Genomic DNA, 16413 nt, shown 5'->3' on the forward strand with positions numbered 1-16413 from the left:
TAGGTAACCGACCCACCCCCCTCACGTACCGAAGGTTCACCCACGTGCGCATGCTCGCCCGACGGCTCCTGCTCCCCGGCCTGACCACACTCGCGCTCACCGCCACCGGCTGCTCCTCCGCGCCGCACCCCGCCGCCACCGACGCGGCCGCCCCCGCCGCCCTCGCGTCCGCGGACGACGGCACGTCGCGGCAGCTCGACGTGGCCGCGGCGCCACAGGGCACACCGACACCGGCGGCGGTGTCCCGCGCCGACGGGAAGGGCAAGGCCGGGCAGTCCTCGCTGAAGGTCGCCTCGTACGACCAGGCGAGCGGACGGGCCGTCATAGCCAAGGCCCCGCAGGGGCCCGCCCCATCCTCCTCGGCCGCCCCATCGTCCTCGCCCGCCCCGTCGTCCTCGCCCAGCAAGAAGCCGGAGCCGGACAAGAAGCCGGAGCCCGGCAAGAAGCCCGAGGCCGACAAGCCCGTCGCGGTCGGCGACGTCATCGCCAGCGCACCGGCCCCCGGCGCCCCCAACGGCCTGCTCGCCAAGGTCACCGAGGTCGTCGGCAAGACCGACCTCGGCACCGAGGTCAAAACCGCCTCCGCGACACTGGCGTCCGTCCTGAACGAGGACAAGGCCGACGGCAAGGTCCCCGTCGACCCCTCGTCGGTCACCGTCGAACCCCTGATGAAGGGCGTCACCTTCTCCTGGGCCAAGAGCCAGGGCATGACGTTCGGCCCCGAAGGCGCGAAGCTGCCCCTGGGCAACCTGCGGCTCGACGTGAACGCCGCCGTGGACACCGCCCCGGACGCCCCCGCCTCGGCCGGCGCCTCGGTGTCCGGGTTCGTCCAGCTGGCCCCCCAGGTGGAGTTCGCGTACGACGGCAGCCCGGGCGGGGGCGCCGCCGGGCCGCGTTCCGCCTTCCTCGGCATGAGCGGCGACTGGTCCTCGCAGTGGAAGCTCCAGGGCCGCGCCGCCGCGAGCGCCGGGGCGCCCAAGCGGATCCCGTTCGCCAAGCTGCACAGCGCTCCGGTCATCCAGGTCGGACCGGTGCCGGTCGTGGTCAACCTCGACCTGACCTGCTACGTCCAGGTGGAGGCCGACGGCCACGTGACCCTTGACGTCCAGCAGGACGTCAAGGGCGACTTCAAGGTCGGCGGCTCCTACGCGACGGGCAAGGGCTGGACCCCCGCCAGCGCGTCCACCGTCCGCAGCACGCCGGTCCGGGCGAGCGTCACCGCCGCCGGGAAGGTCAAGGGCGCGCTCGGCGCCGAGGCCTCCGTCGGCCTGTACGGGGCCGTCGGCGTCAGCGCGGACTTCGCCCCGTACCTGCGCGGCGAGGCCGACGCCAAGGCGAGCGCCTCCAGCGATGGCAAGACCTCCCTCAGCGGCGCGTGGGCACTGTACGGCGGCTTCGACCTGAACGGGCAGCTCCACCTCCAGCTGTCCCTGTTCGGCACGCCCGTGCTCGAGCGCCGCATCCCGCTGGGCACCCTCAACCGCGAGTGGGCCCTCGCGAGCGGGCAGACGGGAAGGTAGCCGGACCGTGCCCCCGGGCCCGGGCCCGGGGGCACGGAACTTGATGGACGCAGAGGGGTTTCCCTCCCCCATACCCATCAGTACATTGACGCCATGTCTAATACGCCGCCCGCGTCGCCCGCCCCCGTGGCGTCGGAACACATAGAACTCAAGGCGCGGAACGTGTCCTTCTCCTGGGAGGACACCCCGCTCCACTGGCTGCCCGGCGATCCCTTCGCCAACCACACCATCAACGTGCTGCACCTCCTGCTCCCGGCGGGCGAGCGCTGGTTCGTGCACGTCTACAAGCAGGTGCTCCCGTACATCACGGACGACCGGCTGCGCGAGGACGTCGTCGGGTTCATCGGCCAGGAGGCCATGCACGCGAGCGCGCACGACGACGTGCTCCCGCACCTCAAGCGGCTGGGCCTGGACCCGACCCCGTACACGGCCCAGGTCGACTGGCTCTTCGAGAAGATGCTCGGCGACCGGACCCTGCCGCCGGGCAAGGCGCGCAAGTGGTGGCTGATGGAGCGCGTGGCGATGATCGCCGCCATCGAGCACTACACGGCGTTCCTGGGCAACTGGGTGCTGAACGCCGAGGAGCTGGACCGGCGCGGCGCGGACCCGATGATGCTGGACCTGCTGCGCTGGCACGGCGCGGAGGAGGTCGAACACCGCTCGGTGGCCTTCGACCTCTTCATGCACGTGGACGGCAACTACCGCCGCCGCGCCCGGACCTGGGCCACCGCCTTCACCGCGCTGGTCTTCCTGTGGCAGCGCGGCTCGCGCTACTTCATGGAACACGACCCCGAACTGCCGCCCGGCGCCAAGGCCTCGGTGGGCCAGTTCCACCGTTCGGGGCGCAAGGGCACCCTGCCGTCCACGGGCGCGATGCTGAAGTCGATCCCGACGTACCTGTCGCGCACCTACCACCCCTCGCAGGAGGGCTCGACGGCCCAGGCCGTCGCCTACCTGGCCTCCTCCCCCGGCGCGAACGGTGGTTTCACGGCATGAGGCGGACCACTGCGATCTCGGCACTCGCGGGCGGCGCGGCGCTCTGGCTCGCCAAGCGGGCGATCGGCCGGCGCATCGACGCCGGCTCCCCGCTCTGGCCGCTGCCCGCGCTGGAGACCCCGGTGTCGGGATATTCGCCGCGCCGGTGGATCCCCGCGCTGATCGTCTCGCGCGAGGAACCGGCGCAGGGGGTCCTGTCCCTGGTGCTGGAGTCCCCCGAGCTCCCGGAGTGGACCCCGGGCGCGCACGTGGACGTCCAGCTGCCTTCGGGGCTGGTCCGCCAGTACTCCCTGTGCGGGGACCCGTCGGCGAAGGGCCGCTACACCATCGCCGTCCGCCTCGTCGAGGACGGCCGCGGCGGCTCGCGCGAGGCGCACGCGCAGCTGGTGGAGGGCGCGGAGCTGCCGGTGCGGCCGCCGCGCAACCGCTTCCCGCTGGAGCCCGCGGACTCGTACGCCTTCGTCGCGGGCGGCATCGGCATCACCCCGATCCTCCCGATGCTGCGGGCCGCCGACGCGCGGGGCGCGTCCTGGACCCTCCTCTACGGGGGCCGCTCGCGCGCCTCGATGCCCTTCCTGGCCGAACTCGCGTCGTACGGGGACCGGGTCACGATCGCGGCGCAGGACGAGTCGGGCCTGCCCGACCTGGCCCGCCTCTCGGCCCCGGCGCCCGGCACCCTGGTCTACTGCTGCGGTCCGGCCCCCCTGATGGCCGCGGTTCAGGCGGCGGTCCCGGAGTCCGTGCCGGTCCACCTGGAACGCTTCGCCCCGGCGACCGGATCCGCGGACGCCCGCCCCTTCACCGTGGAACTCCAGCGCTCGGGGCGGCTGGTGGAGGTCGCGGCGGAGGAATCCGCCCTGACGGCCGTGCGCCGCGAGCTCCCCAACACCCCGTACTCCTGCGAGCAGGGCTTCTGCGGCACCTGCCAGCACCAGGTGCTGTCGGGGGCCGTCGACCACCGCGACACCCTCCTGACGGACGGCGAACGCGAGGACTCGATGCTGCTGTGCGTCTCCCGCGCGGCCACGGACCACCTGGTTCTGGACCTCTGAGGGACCTCCGAGGGACGGCCCGGACGGCCCCGCCGGGACGCGCAGTAGGGTGTTCCGCATGACAACCGGGGTGCGGCGCAGGATGGGTGTCGAGGAGCGGCGGCAGCAGCTGATCGGGGTGGCGCTGGAGCTGTTCAGCCACCGGTCGCCCGATGACGTCTCGATCGACGAGATCGCGGCGGCCGCCGGGATATCGCGGCCGCTCGTCTACCACTACTTCCCCGGCAAGCTGAGCCTCTACGAGGCTGCGCTGCGCCGGGCCGCCGACGAGCTGGCGCTGCGGTTCGTGGAACCGCAGGAGGGGCCGCTCGGGGCGCGGTTGCTGCGGGTCATGGGGCGTTTCTTCGCCTTCGTTGACGATCACGGGCCCGGGTTCTCGGCGCTGATGCGGGGCGGGCCGGCGGTCGGGAGCAACCGGGCCAACGCGATGATCGACGAGGTGCGCCAGGCCGCGTACGAGCAGATCCTGGCCCATCTAGGGGTCCCCGCACAGGCTCCGCCCGCGCGCCTCGAGCTGGTGGTGCGCTCGTGGGTGTCGCTGGCCGAGTCCACCGCGCTGATCTGGCTGGACGGGCGGCGGATCCCGCGCGCCGAGCTGGAGCTGCAACTGGTGCACGACTTCGCGGCGCTGGCCGCGGTGAGCGCCGCCTACGACGCGGAGATGGCGGGCATCCTCGTACGGATCCTCGTGGACGAGCCGGCCGACGGGCCGTTCGGGGACCTGGTGGGGCGGCTCGCGGCGCTCGTACCGGCGGCCGCGGAGACGGGCGTGCCCGCGCCGCGTCGATAACGGCGCCCCGGACGGCCCTCCTTGATCATCCGGCGGGCGATAATGCCCGCGTGATCATTGACGACGGGATCTTGTTCCGGCAGGCCGAGGAGAAGGACGCCGGCACGCTGGTGCAGCTGTACGACCAGGCCGCCCGCTGGATGCGCGGGCAGGGGATCGAGCAGTGGAAGCCCGGGGAGAAGGACCCCGCGCACTTCCAGGCGGTCATGCGGGAGGGCGAGGCGTGGCTCGCCTCGGACGGCGACGGGCGCACCGTCGGGGCGTACGAGCTGTGGTGGTCCGACGAGGAGGCCTGGGGCATCCAGCCGCCCGTCGCGGGCTACGTGCACCGGCTCATGGTCGAACGCGAGACCGCGCCCGCCGGGGCCGGCCGGCGGCTGCTCGAACATGCCGAGCGGCGCATCGCCAGGACCGGCCGCGAACGGGCGCGGCTGGACTGCGTCTCCACCAACCCCCGGCTGATCGCTTACTACCAGGGTGCGGGCTACCGGGTGGTCGGGGAGTTCCCCCACAAGGAGGGCAAGGACGGGCGGGTGTACGGGGTGATCCTGCTGGAGAAGCGGCTGGACCGGCTCACCCTGGTCTGAGCCTGGTCTGAGCCTGGTCTGACCTTGGTCCGAGCCTGGTCCGAGCCGCTTCTCCGAAGGGATCAGCTCCGCTTGAAGACGGCCACCGTGCGCCCGGGGACCGTGAACTCCCCCGTCCCCGCGTCGTACGCCGACCTCTTGACCGTGGCGTCCACGCCCGAGGCCTGGACCGGGTGCAGTCCGTAGGCCGTGCCCGCGAGGGCGGGGAGGCGCTGCGCTTGAGGCGCCGGGGTGGCGTTGAAGACCACCACCAGCTCGCCCAGGGTCATGGTGATCACGCCCGGGGTCTCCTGGGGCCCGGAGAGCGGGAAGGCCAGCCGGGACTGGACCGCTTCGGCCGAGGTGAGGGCGAAGGCGGGTTCGCTCGTGCGGATCCGCAGGAGGTCCCGGTAGGCGGCCGAGGTGCCGGTGATCTCCGTGCAGCCGGGGGTTCCAGTGACCGCGGTGGCCAGCAGCGGCTTCGCGTAGGGCCACTTGGAACGGTTGTCGGCGGCCGGCGGCAGGCCGCGGCCGAAGCCGTTCCCGTCCCGGCAGTCCCAGTGGACGGCGTTGAACCAGTCGCCGCTGTCGAAGGAGTTGCGGTCCAGGGACTTGGAGCGCAGCAGGTCCGTGCCGGCCTGGGACAGGGACGGGCCCTGGGAGAGGGTCGCGACCGACATCCCCAGGGCCTGCATGCGGGCCTGGTCGGTGGCCGAAGTGCCCTCAGGGAGCTTGTACTTCAGGGCGTCGAAGAGTGATTCGTTGTCGTGGGCGTCCACATAAGCCAGTGCGTCGCCGGGCGCCGCCGCGTAGCCGGCCGGGGCGCCGTTGTAGTCCACCTGGGACCCCTTGACCGCCTTGCCCGTGGAGTCCGTGAAGGCGTACGAGGCCAGGTTGCCGGTCAGTCCGACCTTGATCAGGTCCTGGTCGTGGAGGAGCCGGGCCCGCTGCTCGGCGGCCGTGCCGTTGGCGGGCGAGGAGTTCGGCGCCGTGAACAGGCCGGACGCGAAGCCCTGTACGCGCGGGTCCTCGTCGAAGGGGCCGCCGCCGCGCACCGCGTCGCGGGCGCGGTCGGAGAAGGTGGCGATGCCGGTGCCGGCCATGTTCTGCTGGGTGGCCTGGACGAAGCGGGCGTCGTTGGCGACCTCGCCGAAGTTCCAGCCCTCCCCGTAGAGGACGATCTTCTTCCCGTCGACCCCGTCCTTGGCGACGGTCAGCGCGTCGAGGGCGGCGCGCACCGCCAGGATGTTGGCCTTCGGGTGGTGGCCCATGAGGTCGAAGCGGAAGCCGTCCACCTTGTACTGCTTGGCCCAGGTGACGACCGAGTCCACGACGAGGCGGCCCATCATGGCGTTCTCGGGCGCGGTGTTGGCGCAGCAGGTGGAGGTGGCGACGGAGCCGTCGGCCAGCAGCCGCTGGTAGTAGCCGGGGACGATGCGGTCCAGGACGGACTTGTCCGACTGCCCCGCCGCCACGGTGTGGTTGTAGACCACGTCCATGACCGTGCGCAGGCCCGCGCCGTTGAGGGACTGCACCATCCGGCGGAACTCCACCGTGCGGGCCGTGCCGTTCGGATCGCTGGCGTACGAGCCCTCGGGGACCGTGTAGTGCAGCGGGTCGTAACCCCAGTTGTACGAGTCCTTCGCGGCCGCGGCGGCCACGCAGGCCTGCTGCTCCTCGGAGTCCGGGGCGTAGACCTTCAGGTCGCAGGCGGGCTCGGTGCGGTCGGCGGCCTTCTCCGGGATGGTGCCGATGTCGAAGGCGGGCAGCAGGTGGACGTACGAGGTCCCGGCGGCGGCCAGGTCGCGCAGGTGGCTCATGCCCGCCGAGCCGGTGTCGGTGAAGGCCAGGTACTGGCCGGGGTGGGTGGTGGTGCGGTCCGCGACGGAGAAGTCGCGGATGTGGAGCTCCTGGATCTGGGCGGAGGCGAAGGGGACGGCGGCGGGCTTCTTCAGCTCCCGCCAGCCGGGCGGGGCCAGCTTCGGATCGGCCAGGTCCACGGCCAGGCTGTAGGCGGAGTCCGTGGTCAGGGCGGTGGAGTAGGGGTCCGTGACCAGGTTCCGGACGATCTGGCGGGTGCTCGGGGCCCAGACGGTGACGGCGAAGCGGTACTTCTTGCCGGTCCAGTCGCGCTCCCCGCGCACCGACCACACACCGGTGGCGTCGTCGCGGCGCATGGGGACGGTGCGGCCGCCGTCGAGCTCCAGGGCGACCTGCCGGGCGGTCGGCGCCCAGACGGAGAGGGTGGGGCGGCCGTCCTTGAAGACCGGGCCGAGCGGGGCGGATCCGGCGTCCTTCGCGTACAGGTCGTCGAGGACGCCCGCGAGCTGGACACCGGTGGCCGCCAGGACGGCGCCGTTCGCGGCGCGGGCGCTGGCGACCAGCTGGCCGCGCAGGGCCTCGCGGACCCGGTCCCGGTCGCGCGGGTCCACGGTGAAGGCGGCGTACTGGGCCAGGTGCGGGAACTTCGCCTTCTGGGCGGCGGTGAGCTCGGTCTTCGACAGGCGCAGCCATGCGGCGCCGGCCTCGTGGAGGACACCGTTCTCGGCGGTGATCGCGCCGTCGCGGGAGGCGAGGAGCTGGAGCGAGGCGGCGGCCGGCGGGGCGTTCCAGGCGAGGGTGTCCCGGTCGATCCAGACGGCCTGGGCCTTGGTGAGGTCCAGGGCGGCGGCGGAACCGGCGGGCTGCGGGAGGAGGTACTTCTCCTTGCCGCCCAGCATCCACACCTCGTGGCCGGAGCCCGTGGCCTTCAGGTCGAGGGACTGGTCGGAGGGGAGGTCCTTGGCGTCGCCGTTGTGGAGGATGTAGCTGAGGCTGGTGGCCCCGGCGGCGAGCGGGACCTCGTAGACGGCCCCGTAGGAGTCGGTGCGGACGGGGAGCAGCGGCTTGGACCAGTCGGTCGGCGTCGCGGCGCCCGTCCAGACGTGCAGCCCCCAGCCTTCGTAGGCGCCGTCGGGACGCTGGTAGTGCAGGACGGCCTTGGTCTGATCCTGCGCGGGGTAGGCGGGGCGCTCTGGGCGGGGGGCTTCCTTGCCCTGGTCGAGCCAGATCTCGCCGGTCTTCGTCACGTCGACGGTGCGGTCGGCGGCCACGTCCTTGTTGCCGTCCTTGTCGATGACGAGGTAGCCGATGCTGCTCGCGCCGGGCTTGAGCCGGACGTAGGCGAAGGCTCCGTAGGCGTCGCGGCCGGTGAAGGCGTGCCCGGCGGGCCAGGGAGTGGCCTCGCCCTCGGCGAGGTCGCCCCAGGCGTACAGGCGCCAGTCGGTGTAGTCGCCGTCGGGGCGGTTGTAGTGGACGATCGCGTACTCGCGCTGGGTGGCGGTGGGGACCTCGGCGGGCGGGGCCTGGCCGGCGCTCGACGCGGCGAGGGCGCTCGCGGTGCGGCCGGCGGGGTCGACGGCCACGGCCTTGTAGCGCAGGGCCGTGCCGGCCGGGGCGGTGAGGTTCTGGGTGACCTTGTAGGGGGCGTGGTCGGCGGAGCCCAGGACCTGCCACTTGTCAGTGCCGGTCTGGGCGGCGAAGACGACGCGGCTCAGCGGGTCGCCGGTCACCTCGGCCGTGAGCTCGACGGTGCCGGTGGCTCCGGGTGCCGGGGCCTTGAGGGTGATGGTGGGCTTGGCGGCGGAGGCGGCGGGCTCGGCGGTCGGGGTGGTCGCCTGGAGGACGACGGAGCCGAGCGCGGGGACGGTGACGGTGAGCTTCCCGGCGGCGGAGGCGCGGGACGGGGCGTTGCTTCCGGCCGCTCCTCCTCCGTAGAGGGTGCGGTACTGGGCGCCGGCCGGGGCGTCGAGCTCGATGGTGCGGGGCTCGGTGCCGTTGTTGGCGGCGACCAGGTACTCGGTGCGGGTGCGGGCGTCCTTGCCGGAGCCCGAGCCGGTGCCGGTGCGGGCGAAGGCGTAGACGGACCCGTCGGAGAAACGTTCACTCTGAACGCCGTCCCGCAGGGCGGGGTGCTCCTTCGTCAGCTTCGAGAGAGCACTGATCTCCTTGTAGAGAGGGTGCTCCGGATCGTAAGCATCGCTCGCGTGCGTGCGCGCCGTTCCGAGCTGGTCGTCATCCAGGTAGTCGGCCACCCGCGAGGCGAAGAGCGGCTGTCGCGCGTCCTTGTCCCCGCCCGCGCCCGTGAACCCCTGCTCGTCACCGGAGTAGATCACCGGATTGCCCCGGGAGAAGAACATCAGCTCGTTGGCCAGCCGGTAGCGGTCCAGCAGCTCCTGCTCCCCCGCCCCCGGCCGGTCCTGCTTCAGGAAGGTCCCGAAGCGCCCCATGTCGTGGTTGCCGAGGAAGGTGACCTGCTCGTACGCGTTCGCCTTGTCGGTCGTGTACCGGTAGTCGTCGCCGAAGACGGACGCCAGCCGGCCGGCCCCCGCGCCCTGGGAGGCGTAGGCGCGGATCGCGTCCTGCAGCGGGAAGTCGAGGGTGGCGTCGAGCCGGCCCCGGGTCACGTAGGGGGAGGTGACGGCGGTGTCGGCGGAGTAGACCTCGCCGAACATGAAGAAGTCCTTGCGCCCGTGCTGGGCCGCGTACTTGTCCAGGGCGGTGGCCCACTGGGTCCAGAACTCGGTGTTGACGTGCTTGACCGTGTCGATCCGGAACCCGTCGATGTCGAAGTCCTTGACCCACTTCTCGTAGATCTTCTCCATCCCCTCCACGACCTCGGGACGCTCGGTCCACAGGTCGTCGAGCCCGAAGAAGTCCCCCTGGTCGGAGGATTCGCCGGCGAAGGTGGAGTCGCCCCGGTCGTGGTACATCGTCGGATCGTTGAGCCAGGCCGGGGACTTGAAGTTCTTCTTCGCCTCCGGGACGAAGGGGGTACGGGGGAAGGAGTCCGCGCCCACGGCGGGGAACTTGCCCTTCCCCGCCCCATAGTCGGAGTCGTTGAACGGCACCCCGTCCTTGGTCAGGTAGGGGAACGCCCCCTTGGACAGGTACCCGTACGAGGCCTCGCGGTAGTCGACCACGTCGGCGGTGTGGTTGGCGATGACGTCGAAGAAGACCTTCATCCCCTTGCGGTGCGCCTTGTCGATCAGCCGCTCCAGGTCGGCGTTGGTCCCGAAGTGCGGGTCGACCTGGGTGAAGTCGGTGATCCAGTAGCCGTGGTAGCCGGCCGATACGTCCTTGCCCGTGCCCTGGACCGGCTGGTTCTTGAAGATCGGCGCCATCCAGATGGCCGTGGTGCCGAGCCCCTTGATGTAGTCCAGCCGGTCGGTCAGCCCCTTGAGGTCACCGCCCTGGTAGAACCCCTTGTCCGTGGGGTCGAGCCCGGTCTCCAGCCGGGAACCGGTCAGGCCGCCCCGGTCGTTGCCGGGATCGCCGTTCGCGAACCGGTCCGGGAGCACGAAGTAGAACTGCTCGCGGGTCAGGTCGTGCCGCGCGGGCTCGGCGGCCAGCTTGGCGTCCGAGGGCGGGGCCGGCGGCGCCTTGGCGGCATCGGCCGCAGCGGCGGGGAGGGCGGGCAGGAGCGTCACGGCCAGGGTGGCTGCGAGCACTCCCGCCGCGCCGGCGAGGGCGGGGCGTATCAAGGCGGATCTCCTCGGGTGCGGGACGGGGCGGGGCGGGAGGGTCAGTTGCGCCAGGTGTCGCTCAGCGTGACCTTGCCGTTCGCGGGGACGGTGGCGGAGCGGTTGGCTCCGCTCTCCCAGGTGACGTTTCCGGCGGCGTCCTTGCGGAGGTACTTGTACGCGAAGACCGTGCCGGGCGGGAGGGTGACGTCGAGCTTCCAGACGGGGTACGCGGCCGGGTCGAGCTTGAGGGCGCTGCCGGTGTTCCAGCTGCCGAGCTCGGCGCGGTCGCCGGTGACGTAGATGTTCTGGCCGAGGGCGGTGGTGGCGTTGACGGCGAAGGAGGCCCCGGCGGCGACGGTCGGGGACGGGGTGGGGGTCGGAGTCGGCGTAGAGGTGGTGCCGCAACTCCGTGCGCCGACGTGCAGGGCCACGGCCGTCCCGGCGCCGAGGGTCGCGGTGAACCGCCCGCCGGAGTCCACGGTGACCGCGCGCCCGCTCTGTACGTCGCAGTAGTCCCCGGCCGCGAGCGAGGTCTGGAACGTCCGCGTCAGCGCGGACCCCTCGTGGTTGATGGCCACGTACGCCTTGGTCCCCCGCCCGAAGGCGATTTGGTCTCCGCCGTTGTCCCACCAGTCGGTGACGGCCTGCCCGCGCGCGGAGTTGCGGAAGCCGACCATGGAGGAGATCTCCCGCCAGGCGTGCTGACACTTCCACCCGTCGGCGTAACAGGCGTTCACAGCACCACCATTGGGCGGCCCGGCATCCTTGTCCGTCCACTCGTAACCGGAATGCACGTCGGGGGACCCGTAGGGCCAGGCCAGCATGAAGACGCTCGCGAGGGTGTAGGCGGACCCGTCCTTGTAGTTGAGGGTGTCCCCGCCGCGCTCGGTGTCGTGGTTGTCGACGAACACGCCCGCCTGACCGCTGGGCATGTACCCCCAGGCCTCACCGAAGTTCTTCAGATAGGCCAGGTTCTCGCTCTGGAAGACCCGCTTGAGGTCGCGGGCGTAGCGGAACTCCTGCACGTCACCGTTGCCGAGGTACTCGGTCGGCGAGACGGCTTCCCCGGCCCCGTATATCGCCTCCTGCTTCCAATAGGCGCTCGGGTTCGTCAGCCGCGACTTGATGTTGGCGAGGTCGGCGGCGGGCATGTGCTTGGCGGCGTCGATCCGGAAACCGTCGACGCCGAGCGAGAGCAGGTCGTTGAGGTAGCCCGCGATCCGTCCGCGTACGTACTCCTCGCCCGTATCCAGGTCGGCGAGCTGCACGAGCTCGCAGTTCTGGACGTTGGCGCGGTCGGTGTAATTGGAGATCGTCGCCCGGCAGTCGTCCATGTCGGTACCGGAGTAGACGCCCGGGTAGTTGTACTTCGTGTACGAACTCCCGCCCGTCCCGGTCCCGTCCCCGGCCGCCATGTGGTTGATGACAGAGTCGGCGACGACCTTCACACCGGCCGCGTGACAGGCGTCGACCATCGCCTTGAAGGCGGCCCGGTCACCGAGCCGCCCGGCGATCTTGTAGCTGACGGGCTGGTACGAGGTCCACCACTGCGACCCCTGGATGTGCTCCTGCGGGGGCGAGACCTGGACGTACCCGTACCCGGCGGGCCCGAGACTCTCCCCGCAGGCCTTGGCCACGGAGTCGAACCGCCACTCGAACATGGCGGCGGTGACGTCCTTCTCACCTGGGGCGGCGGCCACGGCCTGCTGCGCGGACGCCCCGACGAATGCGAGGGCGGTCACGGCGGTGACGGCGGATACGGAGAGCAGCGCGGCGGCGGCTCTGACGGCGCGAGCACGGGTGGGCATGCGGTGTTCCTCCTGGCGGAGAGGTACGCGACCGGGTGGGGGCCGGTCACGGCCGAGTTGGGGATTGGAGCGACCGTAGGTGCCAGGAGGAAGCCCTGCAAGACCTTGCGCAAGAGATTGCAGAATTGTTTCAGGCCGGAGTCCGGGGAACGCCGAAATCAGAAGGAGTACGGACCACCCGCGGGAGCAACCCACTGCACGCCCTTGCGCGCCCCTCGCCGGAACAACCGGCGCACCACCCCGCCGGAGCCCTGCGACTCACCCCGGACCAACCGGCGGTAGCTGGGCTCCCAGTCCTCAATGGCGAAGGCCCGCCCACCGATCTCGTAGAGACCGCCACTGACCCGGTCCACGAGGTAAAGCCTCCCGCCCATCAGCCGGTAAGCGTAGTTGCCCGTGCGCACGTACTCCGCGCTGTCCACGGCCACCACCCAGCACAACGGATGCTCCGTCACCTGCGAGACCGCGGTCTCCACCACAGGCGGCCCGGCCGCCCGAGCCTCCTCGTTGTTCCGCTCCACGAGCGCCTGAACCAACCGCACGGCATGCTCTTTCTCGATCATCCGCACATCATCACGGACACCCCGCTCCTTACACCCGGTCAGTACTGGCTCCGAGGTGCCACAGTGGGGGCCATGCGCCCGGACAAGAGGTCGACCACCGACACAGCAGCCGCATCACTCCTCGCCGAAGGAGCGGTCCTCGTCGAGACCCTGCGGGCCGACCCGAACGCCATCGACGCGTACCCGTACTCCTTCCTCCTCCTGATAGCCCGGGGAGGCGCGTCGACACCGAACGAGATCTTCTGGGGAGTGGCGACGCTGGAGGCGAAGGGCTGGACCGCCGAGTCCTGGGACATGGCCCCGGCAGGCCTGAAATTCGGCGTCTGGCGCGTGGTGATGCGCCGCGCGCGCTGAATCGAGAACCCCGACTCCCGCCCAAGCGGATCAAACGGGCACCGAAGCCGAAGCCGTCCGCCGCTCCCGGCGATAGGCCCCGGGCGGGGCGCCGAAGTGCCGCTTGAACGCCTTGGCGAACGCGAATTCCGAGGTGTAGCCGGCGTTCTCGGCCACGGTGCTCGGCGAGTCGACCGTCTCGCGCAGCATCCGGGCCGCGATGGCCATCCGCCACGTCGTCAGGTAGCTGAGCGGCGGCTCGCCGACCACCGTGGTGAACCGCCGGGCGAACGCGGCGCGCGACAGCCCGGCCCCGCCCGGTGCGCAGGGCCGCATCGGATTCGCCGTTGCGCAGGCCGCAGCGGCTCAGGGCTCGAACGTGGTCGTCGCCTCCAGCAGTCGGAGCCGGGTCGACCTGGCGGTGAAGAAGCTCGGCGGCCCGGCCGAAGGGATCGTGCTGGACCTCGCCGACGAGGCCGCGCTCGCCGCCTTCTTCGACCGGATCGAGGAGGCTGCGGCGGCCTACCTCCACCTCCTGGGCAACGGCTACGCGACCGGCACGGTGCTCACCCTCGACGGCGGAGCCGCACTGGCCTGACGTTGGCCTACCCCGGCCCCGGCCCCTGCCCCGTGGACCCCCGGACCACGAGCTCCGGCTGGAAGATGTACTCGGTCCGCTGGACCGGGGTGCCGGCGACGGCCTCCAGGAGGGCTCCGACCGCTGCCGTGGCCATGGCGCGGACCGGCTGGCGGATGGTGGTCAGTGGCGGGTCCGTGAAGGCGATGAGCGGGGAGTCGTCGAAGCCGACGACCGAGATGTCCTCGGGGACGCGCAGTCCGCGTTCGCGGGCCGCGCGGATGACGCCCAGGGCCATGGGGTCGCTGCCGCACACGATGCCCGTGCAGCCCCGGTCCAGGAGGGCTCCGCCGGCCGCGTGGCCGCCCTCGACCGTGAAGAGGGTGCGCTGGATGAGCCCCTCGGCCGCCGCCGACGGGAGGGCGGCGGTGAAACCCGCCTCCTTGCGCGCCGAAGGCACGTAGCGCGTCGGCCCTATGGCCAGGCCGATCCTGCGGTGGCCCAGGTCCTCCAGGTGACGGACGGCCATCTCCGCCGCCGCGCGGTCGTCGGGGGAGATGAAGGGAGCCTGGACCTGTTCGTTGAAGCCGTTGATCAGGACGAACGGGACGCCCCGGGCCGCGAGGCGCTGGTAGCGGGAGGGGTCCGCGGAGGAGTCCGCGTGCAGCCCGGAGAGGAACACGATGCCGGTGACGCCGCGTTCCTCCAGCTGTTCCACCAGCTCGTCCTCGGTGGCCCCGCCCGGGGTCTGCGTGCACAGCACCGGGGTGTAGCCGTGGCCGGCCAGGGCCTGTTCGATGACCTGGGCGAACGCCGGGAAGATGGGGTTGGTGAGCTCCGGGGTGAGGAGACCCACCAGCCCGTTGCTGCGCCGCCGCAGCCGCACCGGGCGTTCGTAGCCCAGCAGGTCCATGGCGGCCAGCACCTTGTGACGGGTGCCGGACGCCACGCCCGACTTGCCGTTGAGCACGCGGCTGACGGTCGCCTCGCTGACCGCGGCCTGCGCGGCGATGTCCGTCAGCCTCAGGGGGGAAGTCACCCCTGCCACCACACCGCCGTGTCGGCGGGCAGCAACGACGGATCAGCCAGCGGGCCGCTCGACAGCAGGACCGTGCCCGGCGCGGGAAGGCCTACCGGCTGGTCCGTGGTGTTGACCGTGCAGATGAAGTCCCCCCGCCGGAAGGCGAGCACGCCCTCGGGGATCTCGGGGCCCTCCAGCCACTCCACCGCCTCGCCCGCGCCCAGTTCCGGGTGCGAGCGGCGCAGCCGCAGGGCCGTGCGGTAGAGCTCCAGGGTCGAGGCGGGGTCGCCGGTCTGGGCGGCCACGCTCAGGCCCGCCCATTCGGCCGGCTGCGGCAGCCAGCTGCCCCCGTCGCCGAAGCCGTACGGGGCTTCGTGGCCCGACCACGGGATCGGGACGCGGCAGCCGTCGCGGAGCCCGTCCTGGCCCTCGCCGCGGGCGAAGGCCGGGTCCTGCCGCACCCCGTCCGGCAGGTCCACGACCTCGGGCAGGCCCAGTTCCTCGCCCTGGTAGACGTACGCCGACCCGGGCAGGGCCAGCATCAGCAGCGCGGCCGCGCGCGCCCGGGCCAGGCCCTGCGCGCCGCCCCCGTACCGCGTGACGTGGCGTACGACATCGTGGTTCGACAGCACCCACGTCGTCGGCGCCCCCACCGGACGCATCGCGTCCAGCGACTCGTCGATGGTGGCGCGCAGCGCCTCGGCGTCCCACCCGGTGTTCAGGTAGTGGAAGTTGAAGGCCTGGTGCAGTTCGTCGGGTCGCAGGTACATGGCCGTGCGGTCGGCGCTCGGCGTCCAGGCCTCGGCGACTCCGATGCGGTCGCCCGCGTACTCGTCGAGGACGCGGCGCCAGGAGCGGTAGATCTCGTGGACGCCGTCCTGGTCGAAGAAGGGCAGCACCTGGTTGCCGAGCAGCTTGAGCTGTTCGCCGCGGCCGAGGTCGGGCAGGCCGGGGGCCTTGACCAGGCCGTGGGCCACGTCGATGCGGAAGCCGTCGGCGCCGAGGTCGAGCCAGAACCGCAGGATCGAGCGGAACTCGTCCTGGACGGCCGGGTGTTCCCAGTTGAAGTCGGGCTGTTCGGGAGCGAAGAGGTGCAGGTACCACTCGCCGTCGGCGACCCGGGTCCAGGCCGGCCCGCCGAAGATGGACTCCCAGTCGTTCGGGGGCTCCGCCCCGTCCTGGCCCCGCCCCGCGCGGAAGTGGAAGCGTTCGCGCAGCGGCGTACCGGGGCCTTCGCGCAGCGCCTGCTTGAACCATTCGTGCTGGTCGGAGCAGTGGTTGGGCACCAGGTCGACGATGATGCGCAGGCCCAGCCCGTGTGCCTCGCGGATGACGGCGTCGGCGTCGTGGAGGCTGCCGAACATCGGGTCGATGGCCCGGTAGTCGGCGACGTCGTAGCCCGCGTCGGCCTGCGGGGAGGCGTAGAAGGGGCTGAGCCAGACGGCGTCGACCCCGAGTTCCTTGAGGTAGGGCAGTCGGGTGCGGATGCCTTCGAGGTCCCCCATGCCGTCCCCGTTGGAGTCGGCGAAGCTGCGCGGATAGACCTGGTAGATCACCGCTTCTCTCCACCAGCCGGGCAGGGTGCCGGTGGAGGTGGGGAGGCCGTCCAACGAGCTTTCGGCGGCGAGGTGCTGGGTCATGTCGTCCTTGGGAGATCGGGCCGGGGGTGAGAGGGGGCAGGCT

Annotated in this window: 13 protein-coding genes; 7 read left to right on the forward strand and 6 right to left on the reverse strand. The window is 71.9% G+C overall.

Translation table 11 applies throughout. The annotated features are described in order from the left end of the window. Window positions 1–44: 44 nt before the first annotated feature. From OHU74_RS10165 to OHU74_RS10185, 5 genes are all read left to right on the forward strand, one after another. Entirely contained in the window at window positions 45–1520 is a 1476-nt protein-coding gene (locus OHU74_RS10165; RefSeq protein ID WP_371615579.1) for a hypothetical protein, read from the forward strand. A 93-nt stretch (window positions 1521–1613) separates the two neighbouring features. Next, the gene (locus tag OHU74_RS10170; RefSeq protein WP_371615580.1) at window positions 1614–2516 is read left to right on the forward strand and encodes a metal-dependent hydrolase; all 903 of its coding nucleotides are present in this window, start codon (window positions 1614–1616) and stop codon (window positions 2514–2516) included. Next, complete coding sequence (locus OHU74_RS10175) at window positions 2513–3568, forward strand: 2Fe-2S iron-sulfur cluster-binding protein (RefSeq protein WP_371615581.1); 1056 nt, start codon at window positions 2513–2515, stop codon at window positions 3566–3568. Before OHU74_RS10170 ends, OHU74_RS10175 begins: the two co-directional genes overlap by 4 nt. A gap of 58 nt (window positions 3569–3626) precedes the next feature. Next, entirely contained in the window at window positions 3627–4358 is a 732-nt protein-coding gene (locus OHU74_RS10180; protein ID WP_371615582.1) for a TetR/AcrR family transcriptional regulator, read from the forward strand. Between the two features lie 50 nt (window positions 4359–4408). Next, the gene (locus OHU74_RS10185) at window positions 4409–4945 is read left to right on the forward strand and encodes an N-acetyltransferase family protein (protein ID WP_371615583.1); all 537 of its coding nucleotides are present in this window, start codon (window positions 4409–4411) and stop codon (window positions 4943–4945) included. 62 nt (window positions 4946–5007) lie between these two features. On the opposite strand, the gene pulA is transcribed toward OHU74_RS10185, so the two are convergent. From pulA to OHU74_RS10200, 3 genes are all read right to left on the reverse strand, one after another. After that, on the reverse strand, window positions 5008–10446 hold the full coding sequence (gene pulA, locus OHU74_RS10190) for a pullulanase-type alpha-1,6-glucosidase (protein WP_371615584.1): 5439 nt from the start codon (window positions 10444–10446) through the stop codon (window positions 5008–5010). 41 nt (window positions 10447–10487) lie between these two features. Further along, a complete protein-coding gene (locus OHU74_RS10195) occupies window positions 10488–12236 on the reverse strand; it encodes a carbohydrate-binding module family 20 domain-containing protein (RefSeq protein WP_371615585.1) in 1749 nt (582 codons plus the stop codon). Window positions 12237–12394: 158 nt separating this feature from the next. Continuing rightward, window positions 12395–12799, reverse strand: coding sequence for a YrhB domain-containing protein (locus tag OHU74_RS10200; RefSeq protein WP_371615586.1), 405 nt, complete (start codon window positions 12797–12799; stop codon window positions 12395–12397). A 72-nt stretch (window positions 12800–12871) separates the two neighbouring features. Here OHU74_RS10200 and OHU74_RS10205 point away from each other — a divergent pair, with 72 nt between their 5' ends. Then, a complete protein-coding gene (locus OHU74_RS10205) occupies window positions 12872–13153 on the forward strand; it encodes a hypothetical protein (protein WP_371615587.1) in 282 nt (93 codons plus the stop codon). Between the two features lie 30 nt (window positions 13154–13183). Here OHU74_RS10205 and OHU74_RS10210 read toward each other — a convergent pair whose 3' ends face one another. After that, the gene (locus OHU74_RS10210; protein WP_371615588.1) at window positions 13184–13468 is read right to left on the reverse strand and encodes a helix-turn-helix transcriptional regulator; all 285 of its coding nucleotides are present in this window, start codon (window positions 13466–13468) and stop codon (window positions 13184–13186) included. Between the two features lie 43 nt (window positions 13469–13511). Between OHU74_RS10210 and OHU74_RS10215 the strand changes: the two genes are divergently transcribed. Next, entirely contained in the window at window positions 13512–13730 is a 219-nt protein-coding gene (locus OHU74_RS10215) for a hypothetical protein (RefSeq protein WP_371615589.1), read from the forward strand. A 7-nt stretch (window positions 13731–13737) separates the two neighbouring features. Here OHU74_RS10215 and OHU74_RS10220 read toward each other — a convergent pair whose 3' ends face one another. Together OHU74_RS10220 and OHU74_RS10225 are read right to left on the reverse strand one after the other, a co-directional pair. After that, window positions 13738–14760, reverse strand: coding sequence for a LacI family DNA-binding transcriptional regulator (locus OHU74_RS10220; RefSeq protein WP_371615590.1), 1023 nt, complete (start codon window positions 14758–14760; stop codon window positions 13738–13740). Further along, entirely contained in the window at window positions 14745–16370 is a 1626-nt protein-coding gene (locus tag OHU74_RS10225; protein WP_371615591.1) for a glycoside hydrolase family 13 protein, read from the reverse strand. The genes OHU74_RS10220 and OHU74_RS10225 overlap by 16 nt, the downstream gene beginning before the upstream one ends. Window positions 16371–16413 lie beyond the last annotated feature (43 nt).

The sequence above is a fragment of the Streptomyces sp. NBC_00454 genome, assembly GCF_041434015.1.
In the GTDB taxonomy this organism is placed as follows: domain Bacteria; phylum Actinomycetota; class Actinomycetes; order Streptomycetales; family Streptomycetaceae; genus Streptomyces.